This window comes from Rhodococcus sp. IEGM 27 (assembly GCF_033142305.1).
Lineage (GTDB): Bacteria > Actinomycetota > Actinomycetes > Mycobacteriales > Mycobacteriaceae > Rhodococcus_F > Rhodococcus_F oxybenzonivorans.
In genome coordinates this window covers 133,039-155,501 of sequence record NZ_JAWLSG010000005.1, presented here as the reverse complement: position 1 = coordinate 155,501, position 22,463 = coordinate 133,039, and the positions used below count along the sequence as shown (strand labels likewise).

The following is a 22,463-nucleotide window of genomic DNA, read 5'->3' as shown; positions in this document are numbered from 1 at the left end:
CGCGCCTCGCCACTGACCGCGCCGGAGAGGATGCGATGAGCAGCAAGTACTACCTGCCCGTCGGCTCGGCCGCCACCGGTCCCTTCGACCTCGAGGTGACGCCCGAATCCGCGGGCTGGACCGAGTCGAGCCTGCGCGTCCTGACGCTTCCTCTCGACGGCTCCGCGGAATTCGACACCGGCGCAGAAGAAATTCTCGTCGTTCCCCTCTCGGGATCGGTGACGGTGTCCTGCGCGACCGAGAAGTTCGTCCTCGCCGGGCGACGATCGGTGTTCGACGGCCCCACCGACTTCGCGTATGTCGGCATCGACTCCGCCTACCGGGTGACGGCCTCGAATGGTGGACGCTTCGCGCTCTGCGGCGCCCGGGCCCGGCAGAAGTTCCCATCCCGATATGTACCCGCCGCAGACGTGTCCGTCGAACTGCGCGGCGCGGGCAGCTGCAGTCGGCAGGTGCACAACTTCGCGACCGCCGACCGGTTCGAGGCAGATTCGATCATCGCGTGCGAGGTGATCACGCCCGGCGGCAACTGGTCGTCGTATCCGAGCCACAAGCACGACGAAAACAGCGCTGTCGAATCCCGGCTGGAGGAAATCTACTATTTCGAGATCGCCCAGGCACATTCGCGGACAACAGATTTCAGTGGCACCGGATTCGGCTACCACCGCGTGTACGGCACACCCGCGCGGCCGATCGAGGTGCTCGAGGAAGTACGAACCGGCGACGTCGTCCTCGTTCCGCACGGGTATCACGGCCCGTCGATTGCCGCACCCGGCCACCACATGTACTACCTGAACGTCATGGCCGGTCCCGGCGACGAGCGGTCCTGGAAGATCTGCGACGACCCGGCGCACGCCTGGGTCCGCACCAGTTGGGAGCACCAGACCGTGGATCCACGACTGCCCCTGCACAGATCCACTTTTCCGAAAGGAGCATGACGTGGTACCCCCCGCGCCTCGATCGGCGAACGAAGATCCCGACGCCGAGGGCACCGTGCACCTCACGGTGGCCCAGGCGGCCCTCAGGTTCCTCGAAAACCAGTATGTGGAGCGGGACGGCGTACGGAACCGGTTCTTCGCCGGTTGCCTCGGCATCTTCGGCCACGGCAACGTTGCCGGTGTGGGACAGGCGCTGCTGCAGGCGGAGATCGACGCGGCCGAAGCCGGGACCATACCCGAGTTGCCCTACGTGCCCGGCCGCAACGAGCAGGCGATGGTGCACACGGCCGTCGCGTACGCACGGCAGAAGAACCGCCTGCAGACGTGGGCGGTTTCCAGCAGTGTCGGGCCGGGCTCGACCAACATGCTTACCGGTGCGGCACTCGCCACGATCAACCGGTTGCCGGTGCTACTGCTGCCTGCCGACACGTTCGCGACCCGTGCGAGTGCCCCGGTTCTCCAGGAACTCGAATTGCCGTCCAGTGGTGATGTCACCGTCAACGACGCCTTCAAGCCGTTGTCGCGATACTTCGACCGGGTGTGGCGCCCTGAGCAGCTGCCGGCGGCGCTGCTCGGAGCGATGCGCGTGCTGACCGACCCGGCCGAGACCGGCGCCGCCACGGTCGCCATTCCGCAGGACGTTCAAGCACAGGCATTCGACTGGCCGCGCTCGCTCTTCGCCCCGCGCACCTGGCACGTCGCGCGGCCCCTGCCCGAACGGTCCGTGCTCACCCGCGTTGCCGATATCATTCGCTCGGCACGGAACCCGCTCATCATCGCCGGTGGGGGTGTCATCTACTCCGGTGCGACCGACGCCCTCGTAGCGTTCGTCGAGCAGACCGGCGTCGCTGTCGGTATGACGCAGGCAGGCAAGGGATCGCTCGCTTTCGATCACCCACAGTCGCTGGGAGCCATCGGCTCGACCGGAACCACGGCGGCCAACACGTTGGCCGCCGACGCCGATCTGGTCATCGGCATCGGTACCAGGTACAGCGATTTCACGACGGCGTCGCGGACCGCGTTCGCACACCCGAACGTGCAGTTCGTCAATATCAATGTGGCATCGCTCGATTCGGTGAAACAGGGCGGAGTCAGCGTCGTCGCGGATGCGCTCGAGGCGCTCGAGGCGCTCGGCCCCTTGCTCCGCGACTATCGCGTGTCCCAGGAATACCGCACGCGGACACGCGAGCTCGTATCCCGCTGGGAAGCGAAAGTCGAGTCGGTGTACCGCATCACCGACGACACTCGGCAGGTGAACCAGAGCCAGGTGATCGGCTTGGCGAACACCCTGTCGGACCCACGTGACGTCGTGGTCGGCGCCGCCGGTTCCCTGCCCGGCGACCTTCACAAGTTGTGGCGGACGCGCGATGCGAAGGGCTACCACGTCGAATACGGCTTCTCCTGCATGGGATACGAGATCGCCGGCGGAGTCGGCGTCAAAATGGCCTGTCCCGACCGCGACGTCTTCGTCATGGTCGGTGACGGTTCGTACCTCATGATGGCCACCGAGCTGGTGACTGCAGTGCAGGAGAATCTCAAGCTCATCGTCGTCCTGGTGCAGAATCACGGTTTCGCGTCGATCGGATCGCTCTCCGAGTCGGTGGGATCCCAGAGATTCGGCACAGAGTACCGTCGCCGCGGCACATCGGGCCGGCTCGACGGCGAGGTGCTCCCGGTCGACTTGGCAGCCAACGCAGCCAGTCTCGGCGTAGACGTCATTCGCGTGAAGACAGCTGCGGAGTTCGCCGACGCCGTCAAGGTCGCGAAGGCCGGCGAGACGACTACGGTCATTCACGTGGAAACCGATCCGCGTTCCCCGGGCCTGGACAGTGAATCCTGGTGGGACGTTCCGGTGTCTTCCACATCCACGCTCGACTCGACCCGAACCGCCTACGAGACGTACGCACAGTGGAAGAAGATCCAACGCCCCTTCCTGCGTCCCTCCGGAAACTAGGTCGACTTACCCAAGAACCTGAAAGGAGCCCCGAGATGAGCGCGATCCGCGTCGGATCAGCCCCTGATTCCTGGGGTGTCTGGTTCGCCGACGACCCGCGGCAGATTTCCTACGACCGCTTCCTCGACGAGGTGTCCGCGGCCGGTTACGAATGGATCGAGCTGGGCCCGTACGGCTACCTGCCCACCCAGCCGGAGAAGTTGCGTGACGAACTCGACGCCCGCGGCCTGAAACTGTCCGCCGGGACGGTGTTCGAGCACTTGCATCGACCCGATTCCCGGGAAGCCGTCTGGTCCCGGATCGAGGACGTCGCCGCCCTCACTGCGGCCGTCGGTGGCCGGCACGTCGTCGTGATCCCCGAGATGTGGCGCGATCCGGGCAGCGGCAAGGTCCTCGAAGATCGCAGCCTCACCGCGGAACAATGGAAGAGGAAGACCGCAGGAATGAACGAGCTGGGAAAGAGAATGTTCGAGCAGTACGGCGTCGAAGCCCAGTACCACCCGCACGCCGACAGCCATATCGACACGGAGGAGCGGGTGTATCGTTTTCTCGATGCCACCGACGAAAAATTCGTCAACCTGTGCCTCGACACCGGGCACATCAGCTACTGCGGTGGTGACAATCTCGCGATCATCGAGCGCGCGGCCGAGCGTATCGGCTACTTGCACCTCAAGCAGGTCGATCCCGAGGTCCGGGCCACGGTCGAAGCCGGCGACCTGCCGTTCGGTGAAGCCGTGCAGCTTGCAGTCATGATCGAGCCTCCGCTGGGAATCCCCGACATGCCGTCTGTCCTCGCGGCGATCGACACGCTGGATAGAGACGTCTTCGCCATTGTCGAGCAAGACCTCTATCCCTGCGCCCCCCACGTCCCCTTGCCGATCGCGCAACGCACTCGAAAGTATTTGGAGGGCTGCGGGATAGGTTCCGTTCGCTTCCACTGACAACGTCAGGAGTTCGTTCCCCCATGACCGCAAGCCGGAGCCTCCGCATCGCCGTACTGGGCGTCGGTATGATGGGCGCCGATCACGTCACACGCATCACCTCCACAATCTCCGGTGCCCGGGTCGCGGTGGTCAACGACTACGTCGTCGAGAAGGCTGCGCGACTCGCCGCGACCATCCCGAATTGCCGCGTCGTCGAAGATCCGTTCGATGCGATCGCGGATCCGGACGTCGACGCCGTACTGCTGGCCAGTCCCGGCCCGGCCCATGAGAAACAACTGCTTGCGTGCCTCGAACACGGCAAGCCGGTGATGTGCGAGAAGCCCCTCACTACCGACGTCGCCACATCACTCGAAGTGGTCACGCGTGAAGCGGAACTGGGCACGAAGCTCATACAAGTGGGTTTCATGCGCCGATTCGATCCCGAGTACCGGCAACTGGCGGCCCTCCTCCACTCGGGGCAGTTGGGTCGCCCCCTGCTCCTGCACTGCATCCACCGAAACCGCAGCGTGCCACCTCATTTCGACAGCGCGATGATCGTCAAGGATTCGCTGGTGCACGAGGTCGATGTGACCCGCTTCCTGCTGAACGAGGAGATCTCCTCCGTTCAGATCATCACGCCCCGACCCAACCCGCAAGCACCGGAGGGCCTGCGGGATCCGCAGATCGCTCTGTTCACCACCACGTCCGGCATGCACGTCGACGTGGAGGTGTTCGTCACCACCGGGGTCGCCTACGAGGTCCGGACAGAAGTTGTCGGGGAATCGGGTAGCGCAATGATCGGTCTCGACGTAGGACTGATTCGTACGAGCACGCCCGGCATTCGAAGCGGTCGGATCACGCGGACCTTCACGGAGCGGTTCGGGCAGGCCTACGACATCGAGATTCAGCGGTGGGTCGATGCTGTCCGCTCGGGATCGAGGACGGGCAACTACATCGACGGGCCGGACGCATGGGACGGATACGCGGCCGCCGCAGTGTGCGCGGCGGGAGTCGAGTCACTCGAGACGGGTGAGCGCGTCACAGTGGAGATGGTCCAGCGATCCTCGATCCGGAGTCCGCGGACCACCGGTAACTGACGCCGTGCCCGCCCCTCAGCCGGCCGCCCGCAGCTGGGCGGCCAAGCGCATCGCCGAGTTGGCGTCGCCATAGCCCTCGTACTCACCGATCCGCTGCACCACCTCGAAGAACAGGTCGGCGCCCACCGTCCTGGTGAACACGTGGAAGAACTCCCCGTGCGGATCGGCGTCGTACATGATGCCCGAACTGCTCATCCGGTCCAGCAACTCGCGGGACAGCCCGAACCGGGCCTCGAGGTCGTCGTAGTAGTTCGGTGAGATCGACAACGGCTCGAACCCGTTGGACTGCATCGCGGCCGCAGCGGTGAAAATGTCGCTGCACGAGAACGCCACATGGCTGATCCCACCACGCCTGGTCGCGGCGATGTGCGAATTGCCGGGCGCTGCGCCCGGAACCATGTTCAGCGAGATGCGCAGCGGCCGGTCGACGCCGTCGGCACCCGTCTGGTCCATCGTCAGTGCCTGACTGCGCATCATTCCGACCGCGTCGGTAACATCGAGGCCCTCGTGCGGCGCCATCGCGAACACCGACCGCAGCAGGAGCATGATGCCGTCCCAGTTGTCGGACGGCACAGCCAGGGCCACATGGTCGACGCCCGTGAAGACGGGAACGTCGTCCTGCCACCGCGACTCGGTGGGATACAGGTCGAACGCCGACTGCCACGCAGCCGCACTCCCGGGCCCTCGCAGGTCCAGCGAGGTGGCATCGGTGATTTTCAGCCGCACTACATCTGACTCGGGAGCCGTGTCCACGCCCGGCAACTGAACCTCGTGCACCGGCACCTCGAGCGCTGCTGCCCGCTCGCCCCACGCGTCCGGATCGCTCGACCGGATACCGATCTGGGTGAGCACCGGCAAATGCGCAGGCAGACCCGGGGCAGTCCACACGGTACCGGCCGTGGCGTCGACGATGACGGTCAACGGCCCGTGCCGCCACAACTGGAGGTCGTGGTTGCGATGCCGCCCGGCTAGCTGAAAACCGATGTGCTGCAATGCCTGCCGCAGGTCCGCTTCTTTTCCAGGACCCGCCGCGAGGCGCAAGGACACGATTCCCTCGAGCGGCGCGCGGGGAGGTGGCCGGAAGAGGACGGGCCCGCCGTCGACCTCTTCGCCGCGTTCCGCCAGAACCCGGCCGACTTCCTCCTGCAGATACAACAACGAACGGTGAGCGTCGGCCGCCGTGCGGCCGGTGGACGACTGCCGGAACGTGTCGTTGAATATTTCGAGTGACCACGGGCCCTTGTAGCCCGCCGCCTGCACGTGCGCACCGAACGACGCGAGGTCGAAGTTGCCCTGCCCCGGGAAGTTTCGGTGATGCCGACTCCACTGCAGGACATCCATCGACAGGCGTGGTGCGTCCGCGAGTTGCAGGAAGAAGATCTTCTCGCCCGGGATGTCGCGGATACCCGACGGGTCGTCGCCGCGCGAGAGGATGTGGAAGCTGTCGAGACAGGTTCCGAGGGCGGGATGGTCCGCGTCCGCCACTATCTTCCACGCATGACGATAGGTGTTGACGTGCGTTCCCCAAGCCAGCGCCTCATACGCGATCCGCAGTCCACGCGCGTGCGCACGTTCGGCAAGAGTGTGGAGTTGAGCGGTGAGAAGACCGTCGTCGCGTACCGCCTCCGGCAGCGGAGACGAGCAGACCAGCATGGTGTCGCAGCCGAGCTGCTCCATGATGTCGAATTTGCGTTCGGCCCGGACCAGGTTGCGGGCGAAGGTGGCATCGTCCGTCGAATCGAGGTCACGGAACGGCTGATAGAGATCCAGCGTGAGCCCGAGATCGGTTGCGCGGGTTGCGAGTTCACGAGGAGACCACGGCGAGCTCACGAAGTCGGGTTCGAACACCTCGAACCCGTCGAAACCCGCGGCGGCGATCGCGGCGACCTTCTCCTCCAACGACCCGCTGAGGGAGACGGTGGCGACACTTGTCCGGATCCGCTCTGCCACGACGTACTCAGCCCTTGTTGCAGATGAAGTCGACGGCCAGCCCGTACCCGAGAATTCCCAGCCCGGCGATCACGCCGGTGGCAACGCCGGAGACGTACGAGTGTCGCCGGAATTCCTCGCGCGCGTGAACATTGCTGATGTGGACCTCCACCAACGGCACCTCGAGCGTGACGAGTGCATCGCGTAGCGCCACCGAGGTGTGGGTGTATCCACCGGGGTTGATCACCACGCCCGACGCAGTGGTCCGCGCTTCGTGCACCCAGTCGATCAGTTGGCCCTCGTGATTGGACTGACGAGCCACGATCTCCCGACCGGCCCGCCCAGCCGAGGTGCGACAGAGTTCGACGACGTCATCGAGCGTCTCGGATCCGTACACCTCGGGCTGGCGCTGCCCGAGCAGGTTCAGGTTGGGGCCGTTCAGAACGAAGATCGGTCCTGGAGCTGTCATCGCGCGCGTTACCTCCGTATGTACGAACTAGTGAGTTAGTCCGCAATCAGGATACAGCGCGCCTCCGCCTACGCGGACTTGTCCCGGCGTTCCCCGCGGTCGGGCTTACGCGGAACGATGGTCGGCAGAACGTTGTCGTTGACCGTTTCGGCGCTGACCACGACCTTTTCGACATCGTCGCGACTCGGGATGTCGTACATGACCGGGAGAAGAACTTCTTCCATGATCGCGCGGAGACCGCGGGCACCGGTGCCACGAAGAATCGCTTGGTCGGCGATGGCCTCGAGCGCGTCCGTGGTGAACTCCAACTCCACGCCATCCATGTCGAAGAGCCGGTTGTATTGCTTGACCAGCGCGTTCTTCGGCTCGGACAGGATCTGGACGAGCGATTCCTTGTCGAGGTTGGTGACCGACGCAACCACCGGCAAGCGACCGATGAATTCGGGAATCAGACCGAACTTGATCAGGTCTTCGGGCATGACCTCGGCGAAGTGGTCCTGCGTATCGATCTCCGCCTTGGAACGCACCTCGGCGCCGAAGCCGATTCCGCGCTTGCCGACCCGGTCGGAGACGATCCGCTCGAGTCCGGCGAAGGCGCCGGCCACGATGAAGAGCACGTTGGTGGTGTCGATCTGGATGAATTCCTGATGGGGGTGCTTGCGCCCGCCCTGCGGAGGCACGCTCGCCTGCGTTCCCTCCAAGATCTTCAAAAGTGCCTGCTGCACGCCTTCACCGGACACATCGCGCGTGATCGACGGGTTCTCGCTCTTGCGGGCGATCTTGTCGACCTCGTCGATGTAGATGATGCCGGTCTCGGCGCGCTTGACGTCGTAATCGGCGGCCTGGATCAGCTTGAGCAGAATGTTCTCGACGTCTTCACCCACGTAACCGGCCTCGGTGAGTGCCGTGGCGTCGGCGATCGCGAACGGGACGTTGAGCATCTTCGCCAACGTCTGAGCAAGGTAGGTCTTGCCACAGCCGGTGGGGCCGAGCATGAGGATGTTCGACTTGGCCAGCTCGACCGTCTCACCACGCGCGTCGCGACCCTTGTCACCGGCCTGGATGCGCTTGTAATGGTTGTATACGGCGACAGCGAGGGTCCGCTTGGCGGCGTCCTGGCCGATCACGTAATTCTCGAGAAAGTCCCGGATCTCGGCAGGCTTCGGCAGCTCGTCGAGCTTCACCTCGCTGGACTCGGCCAGCTCCTCTTCGATGATCTCGTTGCAGAGGTCGATGCACTCGTCGCAGATGTACACCCCAGGCCCCGCAATGAGCTTTTTGACCTGCTTCTGGCTCTTACCGCAGAAAGAGCACTTGAGCAGATCCCCGCCGTCACCGATGCGTGCCATCTCGTCAGGTCCCTACTTCCTTCGTTTACGTGCAACCACCGAATCCCGATGACACGCGTGCTGCGCACCCACCGAAAAACGAAAGCCCGTTATGTGACCGTACCCGCAGATCGCGAGCGAGGTCGACTGGTTGTCGGTGATTCGCTCGCCGATCTTCGGGGAACGCCAGCCTTACCGACGCCGCACCCGGCCCGTCGCAACTCCACCCTCACGGCGTGTCGCCCGAGCCGGGGCGGCAATACATCACTTCTGGGCGCTGAGTTTGCGGTACTCGAGCACGTCGTCGATGATCCCGTACTCCTTCGCCTCTTCGGCGGTGAGGATCTTGTCGCGATCGGTGTCCTTGCGAATCACATCCGGCGTCTTGCCGGTGTGCTTCGACAGCGTCGTCTCCATCAGGCGGCGCATGCGCTCGATCTCGGCTGCCTGAATCTCGAGGTCCGACACCTGGCCCTGGATGCCACCAGAGGCCGGCTGGTGGATGAGGACGCGAGCGTTCGGCAGTGCCAGGCGCTTACCTGGCGACCCGGCGGCCAGCAGGACGGCCGCAGCCGACGCCGCCTGACCCAGGCACACCGTGGTGATGTCGGCGCGCACGTACTGCATGGTGTCGTAGATCGCCATCAACGAGGTGAACGAACCACCCGGGGAGTTGATGTACATCGTGATGTCGCGATCGGGGTCGAGCGACTCCAGGACGAGCAACTGAGCCATCACGTCGTTGGCCGAGGCATCGTCGACCTGGACGCCGAGGAAGATGATGCGCTCCTCGAACAGCTTGTTGTACGGGTTGGACTCTTTGACGCCATAGCTCGAGTGCTCGATGAACGACGGCAGAATGTAGCGCGACTGCGGGGCGGCGGGCGCCTGGCCTCCCAGGTTGCGGGGATCGAACAGGTTGGTCATCAGTTCTCCAAGGATGTGTGGGACGCGGGGAGGGTCAGGGGCCGGATTCAGCTACCGGTTCCACCCGCCTGGCGTGCGCGGGAGACGACGTGGTCGACGAAGCCGTATTCGAGAGCCTCATTGGCGGTGAACCAGCGGTCGCGGTCGGAGTCGGCGGTGATCTGCTCGACGGTCTGACCGGTGTGCTCGGCGATCAGCTCGGCCATCTCACGCTTGGTGTGGGCGAACTGCTCGGCCATGATCGCGATGTCACTGGCGGTGCCCCCGATACCGGCGGACGGCTGGTGCATCATGATCCGGGCGTGCGGGAGAGCGTAACGCTTGCCCTTCGCACCGGCGGAGAGCAGGAACTGACCCATCGAGGCGGCAAGACCCATTCCGAACGTGGCAACGTCGCACTCCGCGAACTGCATCGTGTCGTAGATCGCCATTCCGGCGCTGACCGAGCCGCCGGGCGAGTTGATGTAGAGGGAGATGTCCCGATTGGGATCCTCTGCCGACAGCAGCAGGATCTGAGCGCACAGCTTGTTCGCGATGTCGTCGTCGACCTGGGTACCGAGGAAGATGATGCGCTCGCGCAGCAGGCGCTCGTACACCGAATCGCTGAGGTTCAACCCAGCGGTGGCTGAAGTCATGGCGGGACTCTGCAAAGTCTCCAGGTGATTGGAAGTCACGGTACCTGCCTTCTACGTAAATCGTTGATTGCTGACACAGACACTAACGAAGGAGGGCGGCACCGGAGTCCCGGTGCCGCCCTACTTCGCTCAAAGCGGAAAACAACTCACCGCCGAACATGCGGGAAACACCCCGCGACCAGCGTTAGCTCTGGTCTTCGCCCTCGGCGGAATCCGCGGCGGGCTCATCGGTTTCGGTCTCGCCGTTGCCGAACAGTTCCGCAGTGTCCACGGTGGCACCCGTGGTGTCGGTGACGGTGGCCTGCTCGACGACACCGGCGAGAGCCTTGCCGCGGCGCACGTCGGCGAAGACGGCACCGAGCTGGCCGGCCTGCTGGATCTGCTGAATGAACTGCTCCGGAGCCATGCCGTAGCGCTGGGCCTGGAACAGGATGCGCTCGGTGAGTTCGTCCTGGCCCACGGTGACGTCGGACGCGTCGGCGATGGCGTCCAGCAGCAGCTGGGTCTTCACCGAGCGCTCGGCGCTCTCCTTGGCGTCCTTGTCGAACTCTTCGCGGCTGGTGCCCTGCTCCTCGAGCGCCTTGTTCAGGGCGTCCTCGTCGTGGTCGAGGCTGTGCACGGCGTCGTGCAGTGCCGCGTCGACCTCGGCCTTGACGACTGCCTCGGGCAGCGGAACCTCGACGGTCTCCAGCAGGGTCTCGAGGACCTTGTCGCGGATCTGCCCCGCCTGCTCGACCTTGCGAACCCGTCCGACGCGCTCGCGCAGGTCGGCCTTCAGCTCATCGAGGGTGTCGAACTCGCTTGCCAGCTGAGCGAACTCGTCGTCCTCGGCCGGGAGCTCGCGCTCCTTGACGGTGCCGACGGTGACGGTGACGACGGCTTCCTTGCCCGCATGATCACCGGCGACGAGTGTCGAGGTGAACTCCTTGGACTCGCCGGCGGAGAGACCGATGACGGCCTCGTCGAGGCCCTCGATCAGCTGACCGGAGCCGACCTCGTGCGACAGTCCGCTCGCGGTGGCCTCGGGAACGGCCTCACCGTCGACGGTGGCCGACAGATCGATGGAGATGAAGTCGCCGTCCTGAACCGGACGATCGACACCGGTGAGGGTGCCGAAGCGCTGACGCAGCGACAGCAGCTGCTCCTCGACGGCCTCGTCGGTGATCTCGATGGGATCGACGGTGACGCTGAGTTCGCTGTAGTCGGGCAGCGTGATCTCGGGACGCACGTCGACCTCGGCGGTGAACTCGAGGAGCTCGCCGTCCTCGATCTTCGTGATCTCGATCTCGGGCTGACCGATCGCCTTCACCGCAGCCGTGGTGACGGCCTCGGAGTAGCGGGACGGGAGCGCATCGTTGACGACCTGCTCCAGGACGGCTCCACGTCCGACACGAGCTTCGAGCAACTTGGCCGGTGCCTTGCCCGGACGGAAGCCGGGGAGACGGATCTGTTGCGCGAGGGCCTTGTAGGCCTTGTCGAAATCAGGCTTGAGCTCCTCGAAGGGCACCTCAACGTTGATACGGACTCGCGTCGGGCTGAGCTGCTCGACGGTGCTCTTCACGGACTGGCTCCTTCGTGTGGTCGTGCTCTTTACTGTGCGGCAGTTGCCTGCCCTGTGGTTCTGGTCGGGGTGACAGGATTTGAACCTGCGACCCTCCGCTCCCAAAGCGGATGCGCTACCAAGCTGCGCTACACCCCGGTCCGAGCAGGCTCTCGCCAACCTCGCGAGGACCCGAGGAAGAATCCTACGGCCCCCCGATTATGAAATCCAAAGCGGGATTGGGTACAGTCTGACATCGCAGACGACATGCATGGCGATCCCAGGTTGTCGTATGCACGGGGATGTAGCTCAATGGTAGAGCCTCAGTCTTCCAAACTGATTACGCGGGTTCGATTCCCGTCATCCCCTCCACACAGGAGCGTTTCCCCTCGCGGAAGCGCTCCTTTTTCGTGTCCCGGTGGCCGGGCGGACAACGCACGGTCCTATGACATGCGTCACAAACCTGGAGATTCCGCTCCCCGACCGTCTCGACGTTCGCTCAGCGCTTAATCCCCGGTTTCGTCGGTACGCTGAGAGTTGTCCGATTCGTCCTGGCGACGGCCGCTCAGCCCTTGGAGGCTCTCGTGGAACTCCTACTCATCCTCGTGATCGTCGCCGCGGTCGGGTTCCTGGTCGTGCGAGGCCGCAACACGCGGGCGGAGCAGACAGCACACCAACTCGAGGATGCCAAAGCGGACGCCCGGCAGGCCATCGAGCGTCTCGGCGGGCAGGTCTACAACCTCGTCGGTTCGGACGACGCGTCCAAGCAGGCCCTGGCCGACGCGTCCGAGCGCTACATCGCCGCTGGGTCGCAGATCGATCAGGCCGGCACCCCGATGCAGGCGCGTCTCGCCAAGCAGACCGCTCTCGAAGGTCTGTATTACATCCGCGCCGCGCGCATCGCGATGGGGATGGACCCCGGGCCCGAGATTCCCACCCTCGAAGGTCAGAAGGTGGCCGGTCAGGTCACCGAGGACCGGGAGGTCGACTTCGAGGGGCGTCAGGTAGCCGCGTCACCGAATCCCTCGCCGAGAACCCCCAACTATTACCCCGGCGGTCGAGTCGCGGGCCGCCCCGTCCCCGCCGGCTGGTACTCCGAGCCGTGGTGGAAACCGGCGCTCATTGCCGGCGCCTGGGGCGTCGGCTCGATGTTCCTGTTCTCCGCGATGTTCTCCGGAATGTCGGGGGTGGCGTACGGCGCCCAGGACTGGGAAAGCGGTCAGGGCGACGCCGCTGCCGACGCCGGAGACTCGGGCGGAGACGGTGGAGATGGCGGGGACACGATCGGCGACACCGGCGGCGACATGAGCGGCGACGCCGGCGGCGACATGAGCGGCGGCGGCGATGGGTTCATGGGCTTCGGCGGCGACGGCGGTTTCGGCGGTTTCGACATCTGAGTCGCCGTCTCGTGACCGGCAGTTGGTGTGCGCGACGCCGCCGGGTCAGGACGGCTGGCAGGTGGGACACCAGAAGAGGTTGCGCCCCTTCATGACCGAATGGGCAATCGCTGTTCCACAGATCCGGCACGGCTCCCCTGCCCGACGATAGACATAGGTTCGGGGACGCCCCTTCGCGTAGGGCGGTTCGCCGTGGTCGTCTTCAGGCCGGACCACATGAATCTGACCGCGGCGCACCGACAGCTTCATGAGGTCGACGAGATCGGCCCACGCTGCGTCCCACTCGTCGTGGGACAGCTCGCGGCCGGGCCGCTCGGGGTGGATCGAATGCCGGAAGAGCACCTCCGCCCGGTAGACGTTGCCGATTCCTGCGACGACGGCTTGGTCCATGAGCAGGGCCCCGATTGCCGTCTTCGACGAGGAGATCCGCTTCCACGCCTTCTCTGGATCGGCGTCCTTGCGGAGTGGATCAGGTCCGAGCCTGGCCTCCACAGCGGCGACCTGAAGTTCGTCGTGCAATTCACACGCGGTGGGACCGCGAAGGTCGGTGCCGAAATCGGCACCGACCATCCGCATCCGGACCTGGCCCACCGGCGGGTCCATCGGAACGTGCGACTCCGTGAAGGTGCCGTAGAGACCGAGGTGAACGTGGACGGCGAACCCGCCCTCGTAGTGGTGCCACAGATGCTTGCCCCACGCCTCCGCCTTCAGGAGGACGCGCCCGTCGAGAATCGCCGCCTCTTCCGCGAACCTGCCCTGCGGGCTGGATACCCGCACCGGAGCACGGCCGAATCGGCGCTGATGCAAGCGCGCCAGCCGGTGAAGTGTGGGGCCCTCGGGCATGGAAGTTCTCTCGTCAGGCCTCGGGCAGTGCCGGGGCGACGCCGGTCTTCTCGTACTCGGCGAGGATGTCGATCCGGCGCTGGTGCCGCTCCTCGTTCGACCACTCCGTGCTGAGGAAGGCGTCGACCATCGCCAGGGTCTCCTCGAGTGAGTGCATGCGTCCGCCGATCCCGATCAGCTGGGCGTTGTTGTGCTGACGCGCCAACTGAGCCGTCTCCACGCTCCACGCGAGCGCGCAGCGGGCGCCGGGCACCTTGTTCGCTGCGATCTGCTCGCCGTTGCCGCTGCCGCCCAGAACGATGCCGAGACTGCCCTCGTCCTCGACCACCCGGCGAGCCGCCTCGATGCAGAAGGCCGGGTAGTCGTCGACGGCGTCGTAGACGTGAGCACCGCAGTCGACGGCCTCGTGACCGGTGGCGGTGAGGTGTTCGATGATCTCGTTCTTACGTTCGAATCCGGCATGGTCGGCACCCAGGTATACGCGCATGACTGGAGATTCTGTCAGGCGACGGGAGCGAATCGTGCCACGACCCCGGTGCGCCTATCGTGATCAGCATGTATCCCGATAACGGACAGAACTGGGGACACGTGCATCCGGGACACCTGCCGGCATCCGGGCAGCCGCAGTGGAACAGCGGAATGGGATGGACACCTCCCCCGCTGCCCGCCCCGGGGCTGATGCCGAACGACCGCCCGGCGCGGCATTCGTGGGAGATTCCGCTTCTGGTGTGCGCCGTCGCCCTCACGGTCGTGGCCTACGCGGCGGCGATCGTGTCGCTCGTACTCGGTGTGGTCTCCACCTGGGTTGTGGTCGTGCTCGTCGCCCCGATCCTCATCGTCATCGCTCGCGGGCAGTTGTACGGCTCGCAACAGGTGAACGGCATCAAGATGACGCCCACCCAGTTCCCGGACGGTTACCGCATGGTGGCCGAGGCGGCGGCACGGTTCGGTATGGCCGAGCCGCCCGACGCCTATGTGGTGCTCGGGAACGGCCGGATCAACGCGTTCGCGTCCGGGCACGGATTCCGACGTTTCGTCGTGGTGTACAGCGACCTCTTCGAGATCGGTGGGGAGGCACGCGAACCGGACGCCCTCGCCTTCATCATCGGCCACGAGGTGGGACACATCGCGGCGGGTCACGCCTCCTACTGGCGGCAGCTGGGACAGTTCGCGGCCAACTACATTCCCGTCGTCGGATCGGCGCTGTTCCGGTCCATGGAGTACACCGCGGACAATCACGGCTTCTGCGTGCGGCCCCAGGGCGCTCGCGGCGCGATGGGCGTCCTCGGCGCGGGCAAGTACCTCGTCAGCGTCGTCGGCTTCGACGAACTCGCCGATAGGGCCACCACCGAACGCGGATTCTTTCCGTGGTTCGTCAATCTGCTGTCCGGACATCCGGTTCTCACCTGGCGTGCGGCGGCGCTGCGTAACCGCACCCGACACGGGCATCTCTTCGTCAAGCCCGGCCAGATCTACCGCGATCCGCAGCAGCTGCAGTACGCGATCGACCCGGCCGGGCCCGCCCGGATGTGAACGAGCCTCAGTCGAACTGAGGGTCTTCGGTGCGCGTGCGCTTGAGCTCGAAGAAGTGCGGGTAGCCGGCCAACGCGACAGCGCCGTCCCACACCTTGCCGGCGTCCTCACCGCGCGGAATGCGTGAGAGCACTGGGCCGAAGAACGCGACACCGTTGACGTGGATGGTCGGTGTTCCGACATCGGGTCCGACGGCGTCCATCCCCGCAGCGTGGCTCTCACGCAACGCGGTGTCGTACCGGTCGGACTCGGCTGCGCCCGCGAGCTCGGCGGGCAGTCCCACCTCGGCGAGAGACTTGACCACGACGTCGGCGAAATCCTTGTTGCCTTCGTTGTGGATCTTCGTGCCCATCGCCGTGTAAAGGGGCAGCAAAATGTCGTCGCCATGCTGCTGCGCAGCCGCGATCAGCACCCGCACCGGCCCCCACGCCTTCTCCATCAATTCCTGATACTGCTCGGGCAGGTCCCGACCTTCGTTGAGAACCGCCAGGCTCATCACGTGAAAGTTGGCCTCGATGTCACGGACCTGCGCGACCTCGAGGATCCATCGGGACGTGATCCAGCACCAGGGGCACAGCGGATCGAACCAGAAATCCGCGGTGTCCTTCGTGGTTCCAGCGTTCGTACCAGCACTCACGTGTTACTCCTTCTCGGTGGTGTCGTCGGCCCATTCCAGGTCTACGGGTGTCAACACGGAGTCGCGGCCAATCCTTCCCGCCGGTCCCCTGCGCCGCAGTAGGGTCGAGATGATCAGCCAGTGGCACCGGCTGGAAGGGAGTTCACCATGTCTTCCACTCGTACGTTCATCGTCGTCGGCGGCGGTCTCGCAGGCGCGAAAACCGCGGAGGCGTTGCGCGCCAGAGACTTCGACGGTTCAATCATCCTCTTGTCCGAGGAGGACCACCTCCCCTACGAGCGGCCTCCACTGTCGAAGGAACACTTCGCAGGCAAGAAGGCACTCGCCGATTTCATCGTGCACCGCGGCGACTGGTACCGCGACCACCACGTGGATCTGCGGCTCGGCACCGCTGCCACCGCCCTCGATCTCGCCGCCCACACCGTGACGCTCCCGGACGGTTCGACCCTCTCGTACGACAAGCTGGCACTCGCCACCGGCTCCCGGTCTCGCCGGCCACCCATCTCGGGGTCGGACGCTGCACGGGTTCACTACCTTCGCACTGTCGACGAGTCCGACGCCCTCATCGAAGCAGTCGGCGAGCACGGCCGTCTGGTCGTGATCGGTGCCGGCTGGATCGGGCTCGAAGTCGGCGCGTCGGCCCGGGAACGAGGCGCCGACGTGACACTGGTGGAGGCTGCGGAGGTCCCACTGAGCGGCTCGATCGGCCCGGAGATCGGGACGGTCTTCGCGGAGCTGCACCGAGAGCACGGCGTCCACCTGCATCTGGCCGCCAAGGTCGAGGAAATTCTGGTCGAGGACGGCCGGGCAACCGGCGTGCGACTCGGCGACGGCACCGTGCTGCCCGCGGACGCGGTCCTGGTAGCGGTCGGCGCCGCCCCCAACATCGAACTCGCCGAGCAGGCGGGACTCGACGTCGACGGCGGCGGCGTCCTCGTCGACGCGGGACTGCAGAGCAGTGATCCCGACGTCGTCGCCGTGGGCGACATCGCCGCGCATCTGCATCCACGGCTCGGAACGCGAATCCGGGTCGAGCACTGGGCGAACGCGCTGAACCAGCCCGCAGTCGCCGCAGCGACGATGCTCGGCCACACGGCGCACTACGACAACCTGCCGTACTTCTTCACCGACCAGTTCGACCTCGGCATGGAGTACGTGGGATACGCACCGCACGATTCCTACGACCGGGTCATCGTGCGCGGCGACTACGCCACCCGCGAGTTCATCGCTTTCTGGCTCGATTCCGGTAACCGGGTGCTCGCCGGAATGAACGTCAACATCTGGGACGTCACAGATCAGATCAAGCACCTGGTGTCCTCGTCGGCTCCGGTCGACCCCGACCGTCTGGCCGATCCGGCAGTCCCGCTGGTCGACGTCTCCGGTTAACGGCCCCGGTCCACTCGTGATGGGATGGCAGCATCGAGTACGAGCACCGCCGCCCATCCCCGAGGAGACCTCTGTGGCCCCACCGAACCTGACCCGCGAACAGGCAGCCGAACGCGCCCGGTTGCTGACCGTCGACAACTACCTCATCGAACTCGACCTCACCGACGGGGCCGGGAAGCCCGGTGTGGAGACGTTCAGCTCACGCACCACCGTCACCTTCGGCGCCGTCGCCGGCACGTCCACCTTCATCGACATCGTTGCGGCCCGGGTGCATTCGGCCACCTTGAACGGTTCCCCTGTCGACGTGGCGGACTATGACGAGGCGACCGGTATCGCGCTCACCGACCTGTCCGAGCAGAACGAACTGGTCGTGGAGGCCGACTGCGTCTACTCCCATACCGGTGAGGGACTGCACCGATTCGTCGATCCCACCGATCAGGCCGTCTACCTGTACTCGCAGTTCGAAACTGCCGACGCCAAGCGAATGTTCGCCTGCTTCGATCAGCCGGATCTGAAGGCGACGTTCGACGTGCACGTCACCGCCCCCGCCGACTGGAAGGTGATCTCGAACTCTGCCACCGTCGAATCCGTCAAGGCCGAGGCCGGCCGCCACCTCTTCCGCACCACCCCGAAGATGAGCACCTACCTGGTGGCGCTCATCGCCGGACCCTACGCCGAGTGGACCGACACGTACTCCGACGAGCACGGTGCCATTCCCCTCGGAATCTTCTGCCGCGCCTCGCTTGCCGAGCACATGGACGCCGAGCGCCTCTTCACGGAAACGAAGCAGGGCTTCGACTTCTATCACCGCAACTTCGGCACGCCCTATGCCTTCGGCAAATACGATCAGCTCTTCGTGCCCGAGTTCAATGCCGGGGCAATGGAGAACGCCGGCGCCGTCACCTTCCTCGAGGACTACGTGTTCCGGTCCAAGGTGACCCGGGCGTCGTACGAACGCCGGGCCGAGACCGTACTGCACGAGATGGCGCACATGTGGTTCGGCGACCTCGTCACCATGCGCTGGTGGGATGACCTGTGGCTCAACGAGTCGTTCGCCACCTTCGCATCGGTGCTGTGCCAGAGCGAGGCGACCGAGTACACCAGCGCCTGGACGACCTTCGCCAATGTCGAGAAGTCGTGGGCCTACCGCCAGGACCAACTGCCGTCCACGCACCCGATCGCCGCCGACATCCCCGATCTCGCCGCCGTAGAGGTGAACTTCGACGGCATCACCTACGCCAAGGGCGCGTCCGTCCTCAAGCAGCTCGTCGCCTACGTCGGGCTGGAGCCGTTCCTGGCGGGGCTTCGGGACTACTTCCGCGAGCATGCGTTCGGCAACGCGACGTTCGACGACCTGCTGGGCGCGCTCGAAAAGTCCTCGGGCCGCGACCTGTCGGACTGGGGTGCGCAGTGGCTCAAGACCACCGGCCTCAACATCGTGCGCCCCGACTTCGAGGTGGACGCCGACGGTAAGTTCACTCGCTTCAGCGTCATTCAAGAAGGTGCCGCACCGGGGGCCGGCGAGCGCCGCGTGCACCGCATCGCCGTCGGCGTCTACGGCGATCGAGACGGCAAGCTGGTGCGTACCCATCGGGCCGAACTCGACCTCGAGGCCACGGAACGCACCGACGTCGCCGAACTGGTCGGTGTGGAGCGGGGCCCACTGATCCTGGTCAACGACGACGACCTCACCTATTGCTCGGTCCGCCTCGATCCGGACTCCCTCGCCACGGTCATCGAGCGTATCGGGGACATCGCCGAATCCCTCCCCCGCACCCTCGTCTGGTCCGCTGCGTGGGAGATGACACGTCAGGCCGAGCTGAAGGCACGGGACTTCGTCGCTCTGGTGCAGCGCGGCATCAGCGCCGAAACCGAAGTCGGTGTGGTACAGCGGCTCCTGATGCAGGCGCACACCGCGCTGGGAAGCTACGCCGACCCCGAGTGGGCGAAGGAGCACGGTTGGCCAGACTTCGCGAACCGGCTCCTCGAACTGGCCCGGGAGGCCGAGGCAGGATCGGACCACCAGTTGGCGTTCGTGAACGCGCTGACCGGTGCGGAGCTGTCGGCGTGGCACACCGAGGTCCTGCGGGAGCTGCTCGACGCGGAACCCGACACGGTCGGGCTGCCCGGCCTCGTGGTCGACACCGATCTCCGTTGGCGGATCGTGGGGGCACTGGCCGGAGCCGGTGAGATCGATGCGGACGGCGTCGAATCGCCGTTCATCGACGCCGAAGCCAAGCGCGATCCCACGGCCGCAGGGGCCCGCCAGGCTGCGGCTGTGGCCACGCTCCGGCCGCAGACGGCCGTCAAAGAGCAGGCCTGGACCAAGGTGATCGGCGACGACTCGCTGCCGAACATCACCGCCCGCGCCATCATCGGCGGGTTCTCCGGACCGGGTCAGTCGGAACTGCTCGAGCCGTACGTGGCCCGCTATTTCGCGGACATTCCCGCGGTGTGGGAGCGGCGGTCGAGCGAGGTGGCACAGACCGTCGTGGTCGGCCTGTACCCGTCCTGGTCGATCAGCGAGAAGTCGGTGGCAGCGGCCGACGAGTTCCTGGCCGGTGACCACCCGCCCGCTCTACGCCGGCTGGTGGTGGAAGGCCGCGCGGGCATCGTCCGCTCCCTGGCAGCACGCAAGTTCGACGCGAGCTGACGGCGTAGCGGGGCGAAGGGATCTTTCGACGCGTCAGGTGCGCCGAAAGGTTCCTTCGCCCCGCAGCGTCCGCTGAGGATTTACGAGCCTGTCAGAGGACGTGTCAGTCCGGCAGGATCGGCACCGAAATGCCGGGGTCCCGGCCGAGGAGCACGGCACGCGTGACGGCCGAAGACCCGAAGCGGTCGCGGACGCTGTCGAGTGTGGTGTCGAGGGAACTGCTGGAATAAGGGTCGAACGGCAGCGCCAGCTGCTGCGGGCAATCGTCCTCGAGATTCGCGACGGCGACACCGACGAGGGTGATTCCCTTCGACTCGATCATCGGCATCGCCTTGTCCAGCAAGCCCCGCGCCGAGAGAAGAATGGCCTGCGTCTGCGCCGACGGCTGCACGAGGGTATGCGAACGGGTGACCCGCGTGAAGTCGTCGAAACGCAGTCGGAGTACCACCGTTCGCCCGACCCGTCGACCGCGGCGAAGCCTGCGCGTCACCCGATCGACCAAGGTGACGAGGGCAGCGTCGACGTCCTCCCGCGACTTCGGCCGTCTACCGAGGGCGTGCTGGGCGCCCACCGATCTCCGCCTGCGGCCGACCTCCACCGGACGGGGATCACGGGCCCACGCGAGCGCGTGTAGGTGGTGCCCCGCAGCGGGGCCGACGATGGTGACCAACACCTCTTCCGGGTAGTGGGCCAACTGACCCACTGTCCCGATCCCCGCGTCGCGGAGCTTTCCGGACGTGATCGCACCGACGCCCCACAGCCGTTCGACCGGCAACGGATGGAGGAACTCCAGTTCCCGATCGGGCGGCACGTGCAACAGGCCGTCGGGCTTTCCCACCGCACTCGCCACCTTCGCGAGAAATTTGGTGCGGGCAACGCCGACGGTGATGGGCAAGCCCACCTGTTCGCGCACCTCGCGGCGCAGTCGGGCGGCGATCTCGACCGGGGTCCCCGCGATCTTGCGTAGACCGGCGACGTCGAGGAAAGCCTCGTCGATCGACAGGCCTTCCACGAGCGAGGTGGTGTGCGCGAACACGTCGAACACTGCCTTGCTCGCGGCCGCGTACGCCGACATACGCGGAGGCACCACGACTGCATGCGGGCACAGGTGAAGCGCCCGAGACGCGCTGCTGGCCGTGCGGACCCCGTAGGCCTTTGCCTCGTAACTGGCTGCCAGCACGACACCGCCGCCCACGATCACCGGCAGGCCACGCAGGCTGGGATCGTCTCGCTGCTCCACCGAGGCGTAGAACGCATCGAGGTCGGCATGCAGGATGGTCGCGTCGGGACCGCTCGAGATCCGGGGGCGCAAAGACGACGACACGAACATATGTTCGCATCGACCACCGACAGAAGTCGAGTGTCCTCGTCGCGAAGGCGCTCGACCCCCTCCTCGGCACCCGTTCGACAGCCGACGGCCCGGCGGGGTTCAGTGGACTGAATCTCGCCGGGCCGTCTGAAAGGCCGGTACTGCGGGAGTTACGGGGAAGAGATCGCCGCACTCATCACGCGGATCGCGCTGACGAGTCCGTCGATCAGATCGCCGTCGCCGAACGAGGCGACGGCGGCGGTGGCGCCGAGCTGGGCGACACGGTCGGTCACTCGATCTGCCACTGCGACGCCGCTGCGGATCTCGACCGTCCGCTGGTTCGGCGAGACTGCGATCAGAACTGAACGCTCCGCCTCCGGCGTGCTCGGGAACAGTGCATCCGCTCCGACAGCGGTGTCGACGCCGAGATCGCCGATGTAGGCGTTGAACCGCACCTTCGTCTTCCGGGTGCCTTCGGTGAGAGCATCGTCGAGGCGGACGAGTTCGTCCGTCGTGAACGGCAGGTCGTCCTCGAAAGGCTCACCCGCGCGGTGCACGCCCGAGATCCGGCCACTGGCCGTCACCACGTGGCCCACGGGCAGATCTTCCTCGGATACCCGGGACGCGGGAATCAGATCACCACTTGCCACTTGCCCTGCCTCCAATCAGATCTGCCGAGCCGGCCACAGCGGAATGGTGCCCCCCGTGGTGACCATGTGTGGTCACCTCGTCGACGGCACTCCACAACACGGGTGCGTGCGTCCATTCCTCACCGAGGTGGAATGCAGGCGGCACGGGACCGGGCGTCTTCTTGCCGACGAACGACATCGCCGCGAAGAAAGCGGTGATCAACGCCGGGATTCCTACGAATATCAGCACTGTCTCGAGAATGCTCACACGGCAAACGGTAGCCGAGAACCGTGTGCGACGAAGCGTCAGGGCCGAAGTTCTCCGCGAGCGAGCGG

The 22,463-nt window shown here is 65.7% G+C and carries 20 protein-coding genes and 2 tRNA genes; 9 read left to right on the top strand and 13 right to left on the bottom strand.

Annotated elements, in window-relative coordinates:
* Positions 1-35 precede the first annotated feature (35 nt).
* From iolB to R4P95_RS18690, 4 genes are read left to right on the top strand one after another with little or no spacing between them, the layout of a single operon-like run.
* On the top strand, positions 36-938 hold the full coding sequence (iolB, locus tag R4P95_RS18705; RefSeq protein WP_317746298.1) for a 5-deoxy-glucuronate isomerase: 903 nt from the start codon (positions 36-38) through the stop codon (positions 936-938).
* Position 939: 1 nt separating this feature from the next.
* On the top strand, positions 940-2,892 hold the full coding sequence (gene iolD, locus R4P95_RS18700; RefSeq protein ID WP_213572594.1) for a 3D-(3,5/4)-trihydroxycyclohexane-1,2-dione acylhydrolase (decyclizing): 1,953 nt from the start codon (positions 940-942) through the stop codon (positions 2,890-2,892).
* A gap of 35 nt (positions 2,893-2,927) precedes the next feature.
* Entirely contained in the window at positions 2,928-3,833 is a 906-nt protein-coding gene (locus R4P95_RS18695; protein WP_317746299.1) for a sugar phosphate isomerase/epimerase, read from the top strand.
* Between the two features lie 23 nt (positions 3,834-3,856).
* Entirely contained in the window at positions 3,857-4,912 is a 1,056-nt protein-coding gene (locus tag R4P95_RS18690; protein WP_317746300.1) for a Gfo/Idh/MocA family oxidoreductase, read from the top strand.
* A gap of 15 nt (positions 4,913-4,927) precedes the next feature.
* On the opposite strand, the gene R4P95_RS18685 is transcribed toward R4P95_RS18690, so the two are convergent.
* The 7 genes from R4P95_RS18685 to R4P95_RS18655 all read right to left on the bottom strand — a co-directional run bounded on the left by R4P95_RS18685 (position 4,928) and on the right by R4P95_RS18655 (position 11,899).
* The gene (locus R4P95_RS18685; RefSeq protein ID WP_317746301.1) at positions 4,928-6,862 is read right to left on the bottom strand and encodes a sugar phosphate isomerase/epimerase and 4-hydroxyphenylpyruvate domain-containing protein; all 1,935 of its coding nucleotides are present in this window, start codon (positions 6,860-6,862) and stop codon (positions 4,928-4,930) included.
* Between the two features lie 7 nt (positions 6,863-6,869).
* Positions 6,870-7,310 (bottom strand): type II 3-dehydroquinate dehydratase, encoded by a 441-nt coding sequence (aroQ, locus tag R4P95_RS18680; protein WP_317746302.1) that lies wholly within the window; start codon positions 7,308-7,310, stop codon positions 6,870-6,872.
* A 68-nt stretch (positions 7,311-7,378) separates the two neighbouring features.
* A complete protein-coding gene (gene clpX / locus R4P95_RS18675) occupies positions 7,379-8,659 on the bottom strand; it encodes an ATP-dependent Clp protease ATP-binding subunit ClpX (RefSeq protein ID WP_109328853.1) in 1,281 nt (426 codons plus the stop codon).
* A 243-nt stretch (positions 8,660-8,902) separates the two neighbouring features.
* On the bottom strand, positions 8,903-9,565 hold the full coding sequence (locus tag R4P95_RS18670; RefSeq protein WP_109328851.1) for an ATP-dependent Clp protease proteolytic subunit: 663 nt from the start codon (positions 9,563-9,565) through the stop codon (positions 8,903-8,905).
* Between the two features lie 47 nt (positions 9,566-9,612).
* Positions 9,613-10,200, bottom strand: coding sequence for an ATP-dependent Clp protease proteolytic subunit (locus R4P95_RS18665; protein ID WP_109328849.1), 588 nt, complete (start codon positions 10,198-10,200; stop codon positions 9,613-9,615).
* 184 nt (positions 10,201-10,384) lie between these two features.
* Positions 10,385-11,761: a trigger factor gene (gene tig / locus R4P95_RS18660; RefSeq protein ID WP_208961939.1), complete on the bottom strand. Its 1,377-nt coding sequence runs from the start codon at positions 11,759-11,761 to the stop codon at positions 10,385-10,387.
* A 61-nt stretch (positions 11,762-11,822) separates the two neighbouring features.
* A tRNA-Pro gene (locus R4P95_RS18655) sits at positions 11,823-11,899 on the bottom strand.
* 139 nt (positions 11,900-12,038) lie between these two features.
* On the opposite strand from R4P95_RS18655, the gene R4P95_RS18650 reads away from it, so the two are divergent.
* Both R4P95_RS18650 and R4P95_RS18645 read left to right on the top strand, forming a co-directional pair.
* Positions 12,039-12,112 (top strand) — tRNA-Gly (locus tag R4P95_RS18650).
* Positions 12,113-12,324: 212 nt separating this feature from the next.
* Positions 12,325-13,137, top strand: coding sequence for a DUF1542 domain-containing protein (locus R4P95_RS18645; RefSeq protein WP_213572601.1), 813 nt, complete (start codon positions 12,325-12,327; stop codon positions 13,135-13,137).
* A 45-nt stretch (positions 13,138-13,182) separates the two neighbouring features.
* On the opposite strand, the gene R4P95_RS18640 is transcribed toward R4P95_RS18645, so the two are convergent.
* Positions 13,183-13,980: an Fpg/Nei family DNA glycosylase gene (locus R4P95_RS18640; RefSeq protein ID WP_213572602.1), complete on the bottom strand. Its 798-nt coding sequence runs from the start codon at positions 13,978-13,980 to the stop codon at positions 13,183-13,185.
* A 13-nt stretch (positions 13,981-13,993) separates the two neighbouring features.
* Complete coding sequence (locus tag R4P95_RS18635; protein WP_213572603.1) at positions 13,994-14,467, bottom strand: ribose-5-phosphate isomerase; 474 nt, start codon at positions 14,465-14,467, stop codon at positions 13,994-13,996.
* A gap of 68 nt (positions 14,468-14,535) precedes the next feature.
* Between R4P95_RS18635 and R4P95_RS18630 the strand changes: the two genes are divergently transcribed.
* The gene (locus R4P95_RS18630; protein ID WP_397517735.1) at positions 14,536-15,513 is read left to right on the top strand and encodes a M48 family metallopeptidase; all 978 of its coding nucleotides are present in this window, start codon (positions 14,536-14,538) and stop codon (positions 15,511-15,513) included.
* A gap of 7 nt (positions 15,514-15,520) precedes the next feature.
* Here R4P95_RS18630 and R4P95_RS18625 read toward each other — a convergent pair whose 3' ends face one another.
* Positions 15,521-16,150: a DsbA family protein gene (locus R4P95_RS18625; protein ID WP_109335002.1), complete on the bottom strand. Its 630-nt coding sequence runs from the start codon at positions 16,148-16,150 to the stop codon at positions 15,521-15,523.
* A gap of 147 nt (positions 16,151-16,297) precedes the next feature.
* Between R4P95_RS18625 and R4P95_RS18620 the strand changes: the two genes are divergently transcribed.
* Both R4P95_RS18620 and pepN read left to right on the top strand, forming a co-directional pair.
* Complete coding sequence (locus R4P95_RS18620; RefSeq protein ID WP_213572605.1) at positions 16,298-17,536, top strand: NAD(P)/FAD-dependent oxidoreductase; 1,239 nt, start codon at positions 16,298-16,300, stop codon at positions 17,534-17,536.
* Between the two features lie 73 nt (positions 17,537-17,609).
* Positions 17,610-20,189 carry an aminopeptidase N gene (pepN, locus tag R4P95_RS18615; protein ID WP_317746304.1) on the top strand — a complete coding sequence of 860 codons (2,580 nt, stop codon included), beginning with the start codon at positions 17,610-17,612 and terminating at the stop codon, positions 20,187-20,189.
* Between the two features lie 103 nt (positions 20,190-20,292).
* Here the strand turns inward: pepN and dinB are convergent, their stop codons facing one another.
* The 3 genes from dinB to R4P95_RS18600 form a co-directional block, all read right to left on the bottom strand.
* Positions 20,293-21,519: a DNA polymerase IV gene (gene dinB, locus R4P95_RS18610; protein ID WP_317746306.1), complete on the bottom strand. Its 1,227-nt coding sequence runs from the start codon at positions 21,517-21,519 to the stop codon at positions 20,293-20,295.
* A 149-nt stretch (positions 21,520-21,668) separates the two neighbouring features.
* Positions 21,669-22,148, bottom strand: coding sequence for a DUF5130 domain-containing protein (locus R4P95_RS18605; protein WP_109328834.1), 480 nt, complete (start codon positions 22,146-22,148; stop codon positions 21,669-21,671).
* Positions 22,135-22,395, bottom strand: coding sequence for a hypothetical protein (locus tag R4P95_RS18600; protein ID WP_109328832.1), 261 nt, complete (start codon positions 22,393-22,395; stop codon positions 22,135-22,137). Before R4P95_RS18600 ends, R4P95_RS18605 begins: the two co-directional genes overlap by 14 nt.
* Positions 22,396-22,463: the final 68 nt, after the last annotated feature.

Bases quoted from the DNA above. Each gene is read 5' to 3' on its own strand.
- iolB (WP_317746298.1), top strand. From the start codon at position 36: ATGAGCAGCAAGTACTACCTGCCCGTCGGCTCGGCCGCCACCGGTCCC.
- R4P95_RS18695 (WP_317746299.1), top strand. From the start codon at position 2,928: ATGAGCGCGATCCGCGTCGGATCAGCCCCTGATTCCTGGGGTGTCTGG.
- R4P95_RS18690 (WP_317746300.1), top strand. From the start codon at position 3,857: ATGACCGCAAGCCGGAGCCTCCGCATCGCCGTACTGGGCGTCGGTATG.
- aroQ (WP_317746302.1), bottom strand. From the start codon at position 7,310: ATGACAGCTCCAGGACCGATCTTCGTTCTGAACGGCCCCAACCTGAAC.
- clpX (WP_109328853.1), bottom strand. From the start codon at position 8,659: ATGGCACGCATCGGTGACGGCGGGGATCTGCTCAAGTGCTCTTTCTGC.
- R4P95_RS18670 (WP_109328851.1), bottom strand. From the start codon at position 9,565: ATGACCAACCTGTTCGATCCCCGCAACCTGGGAGGCCAGGCGCCCGCC.
- R4P95_RS18665 (WP_109328849.1), bottom strand. From the start codon at position 10,200: ATGACTTCAGCCACCGCTGGGTTGAACCTCAGCGATTCGGTGTACGAG.
- R4P95_RS18640 (WP_213572602.1), bottom strand. From the start codon at position 13,980: ATGCCCGAGGGCCCCACACTTCACCGGCTGGCGCGCTTGCATCAGCGC.
- R4P95_RS18635 (WP_213572603.1), bottom strand. From the start codon at position 14,467: ATGCGCGTATACCTGGGTGCCGACCATGCCGGATTCGAACGTAAGAAC.
- R4P95_RS18630 (WP_397517735.1), top strand. From the start codon at position 14,536: ATGTATCCCGATAACGGACAGAACTGGGGACACGTGCATCCGGGACAC.
- R4P95_RS18620 (WP_213572605.1), top strand. From the start codon at position 16,298: ATGTCTTCCACTCGTACGTTCATCGTCGTCGGCGGCGGTCTCGCAGGC.
- dinB (WP_317746306.1), bottom strand. From the start codon at position 21,519: ATGTTCGTGTCGTCGTCTTTGCGCCCCCGGATCTCGAGCGGTCCCGAC.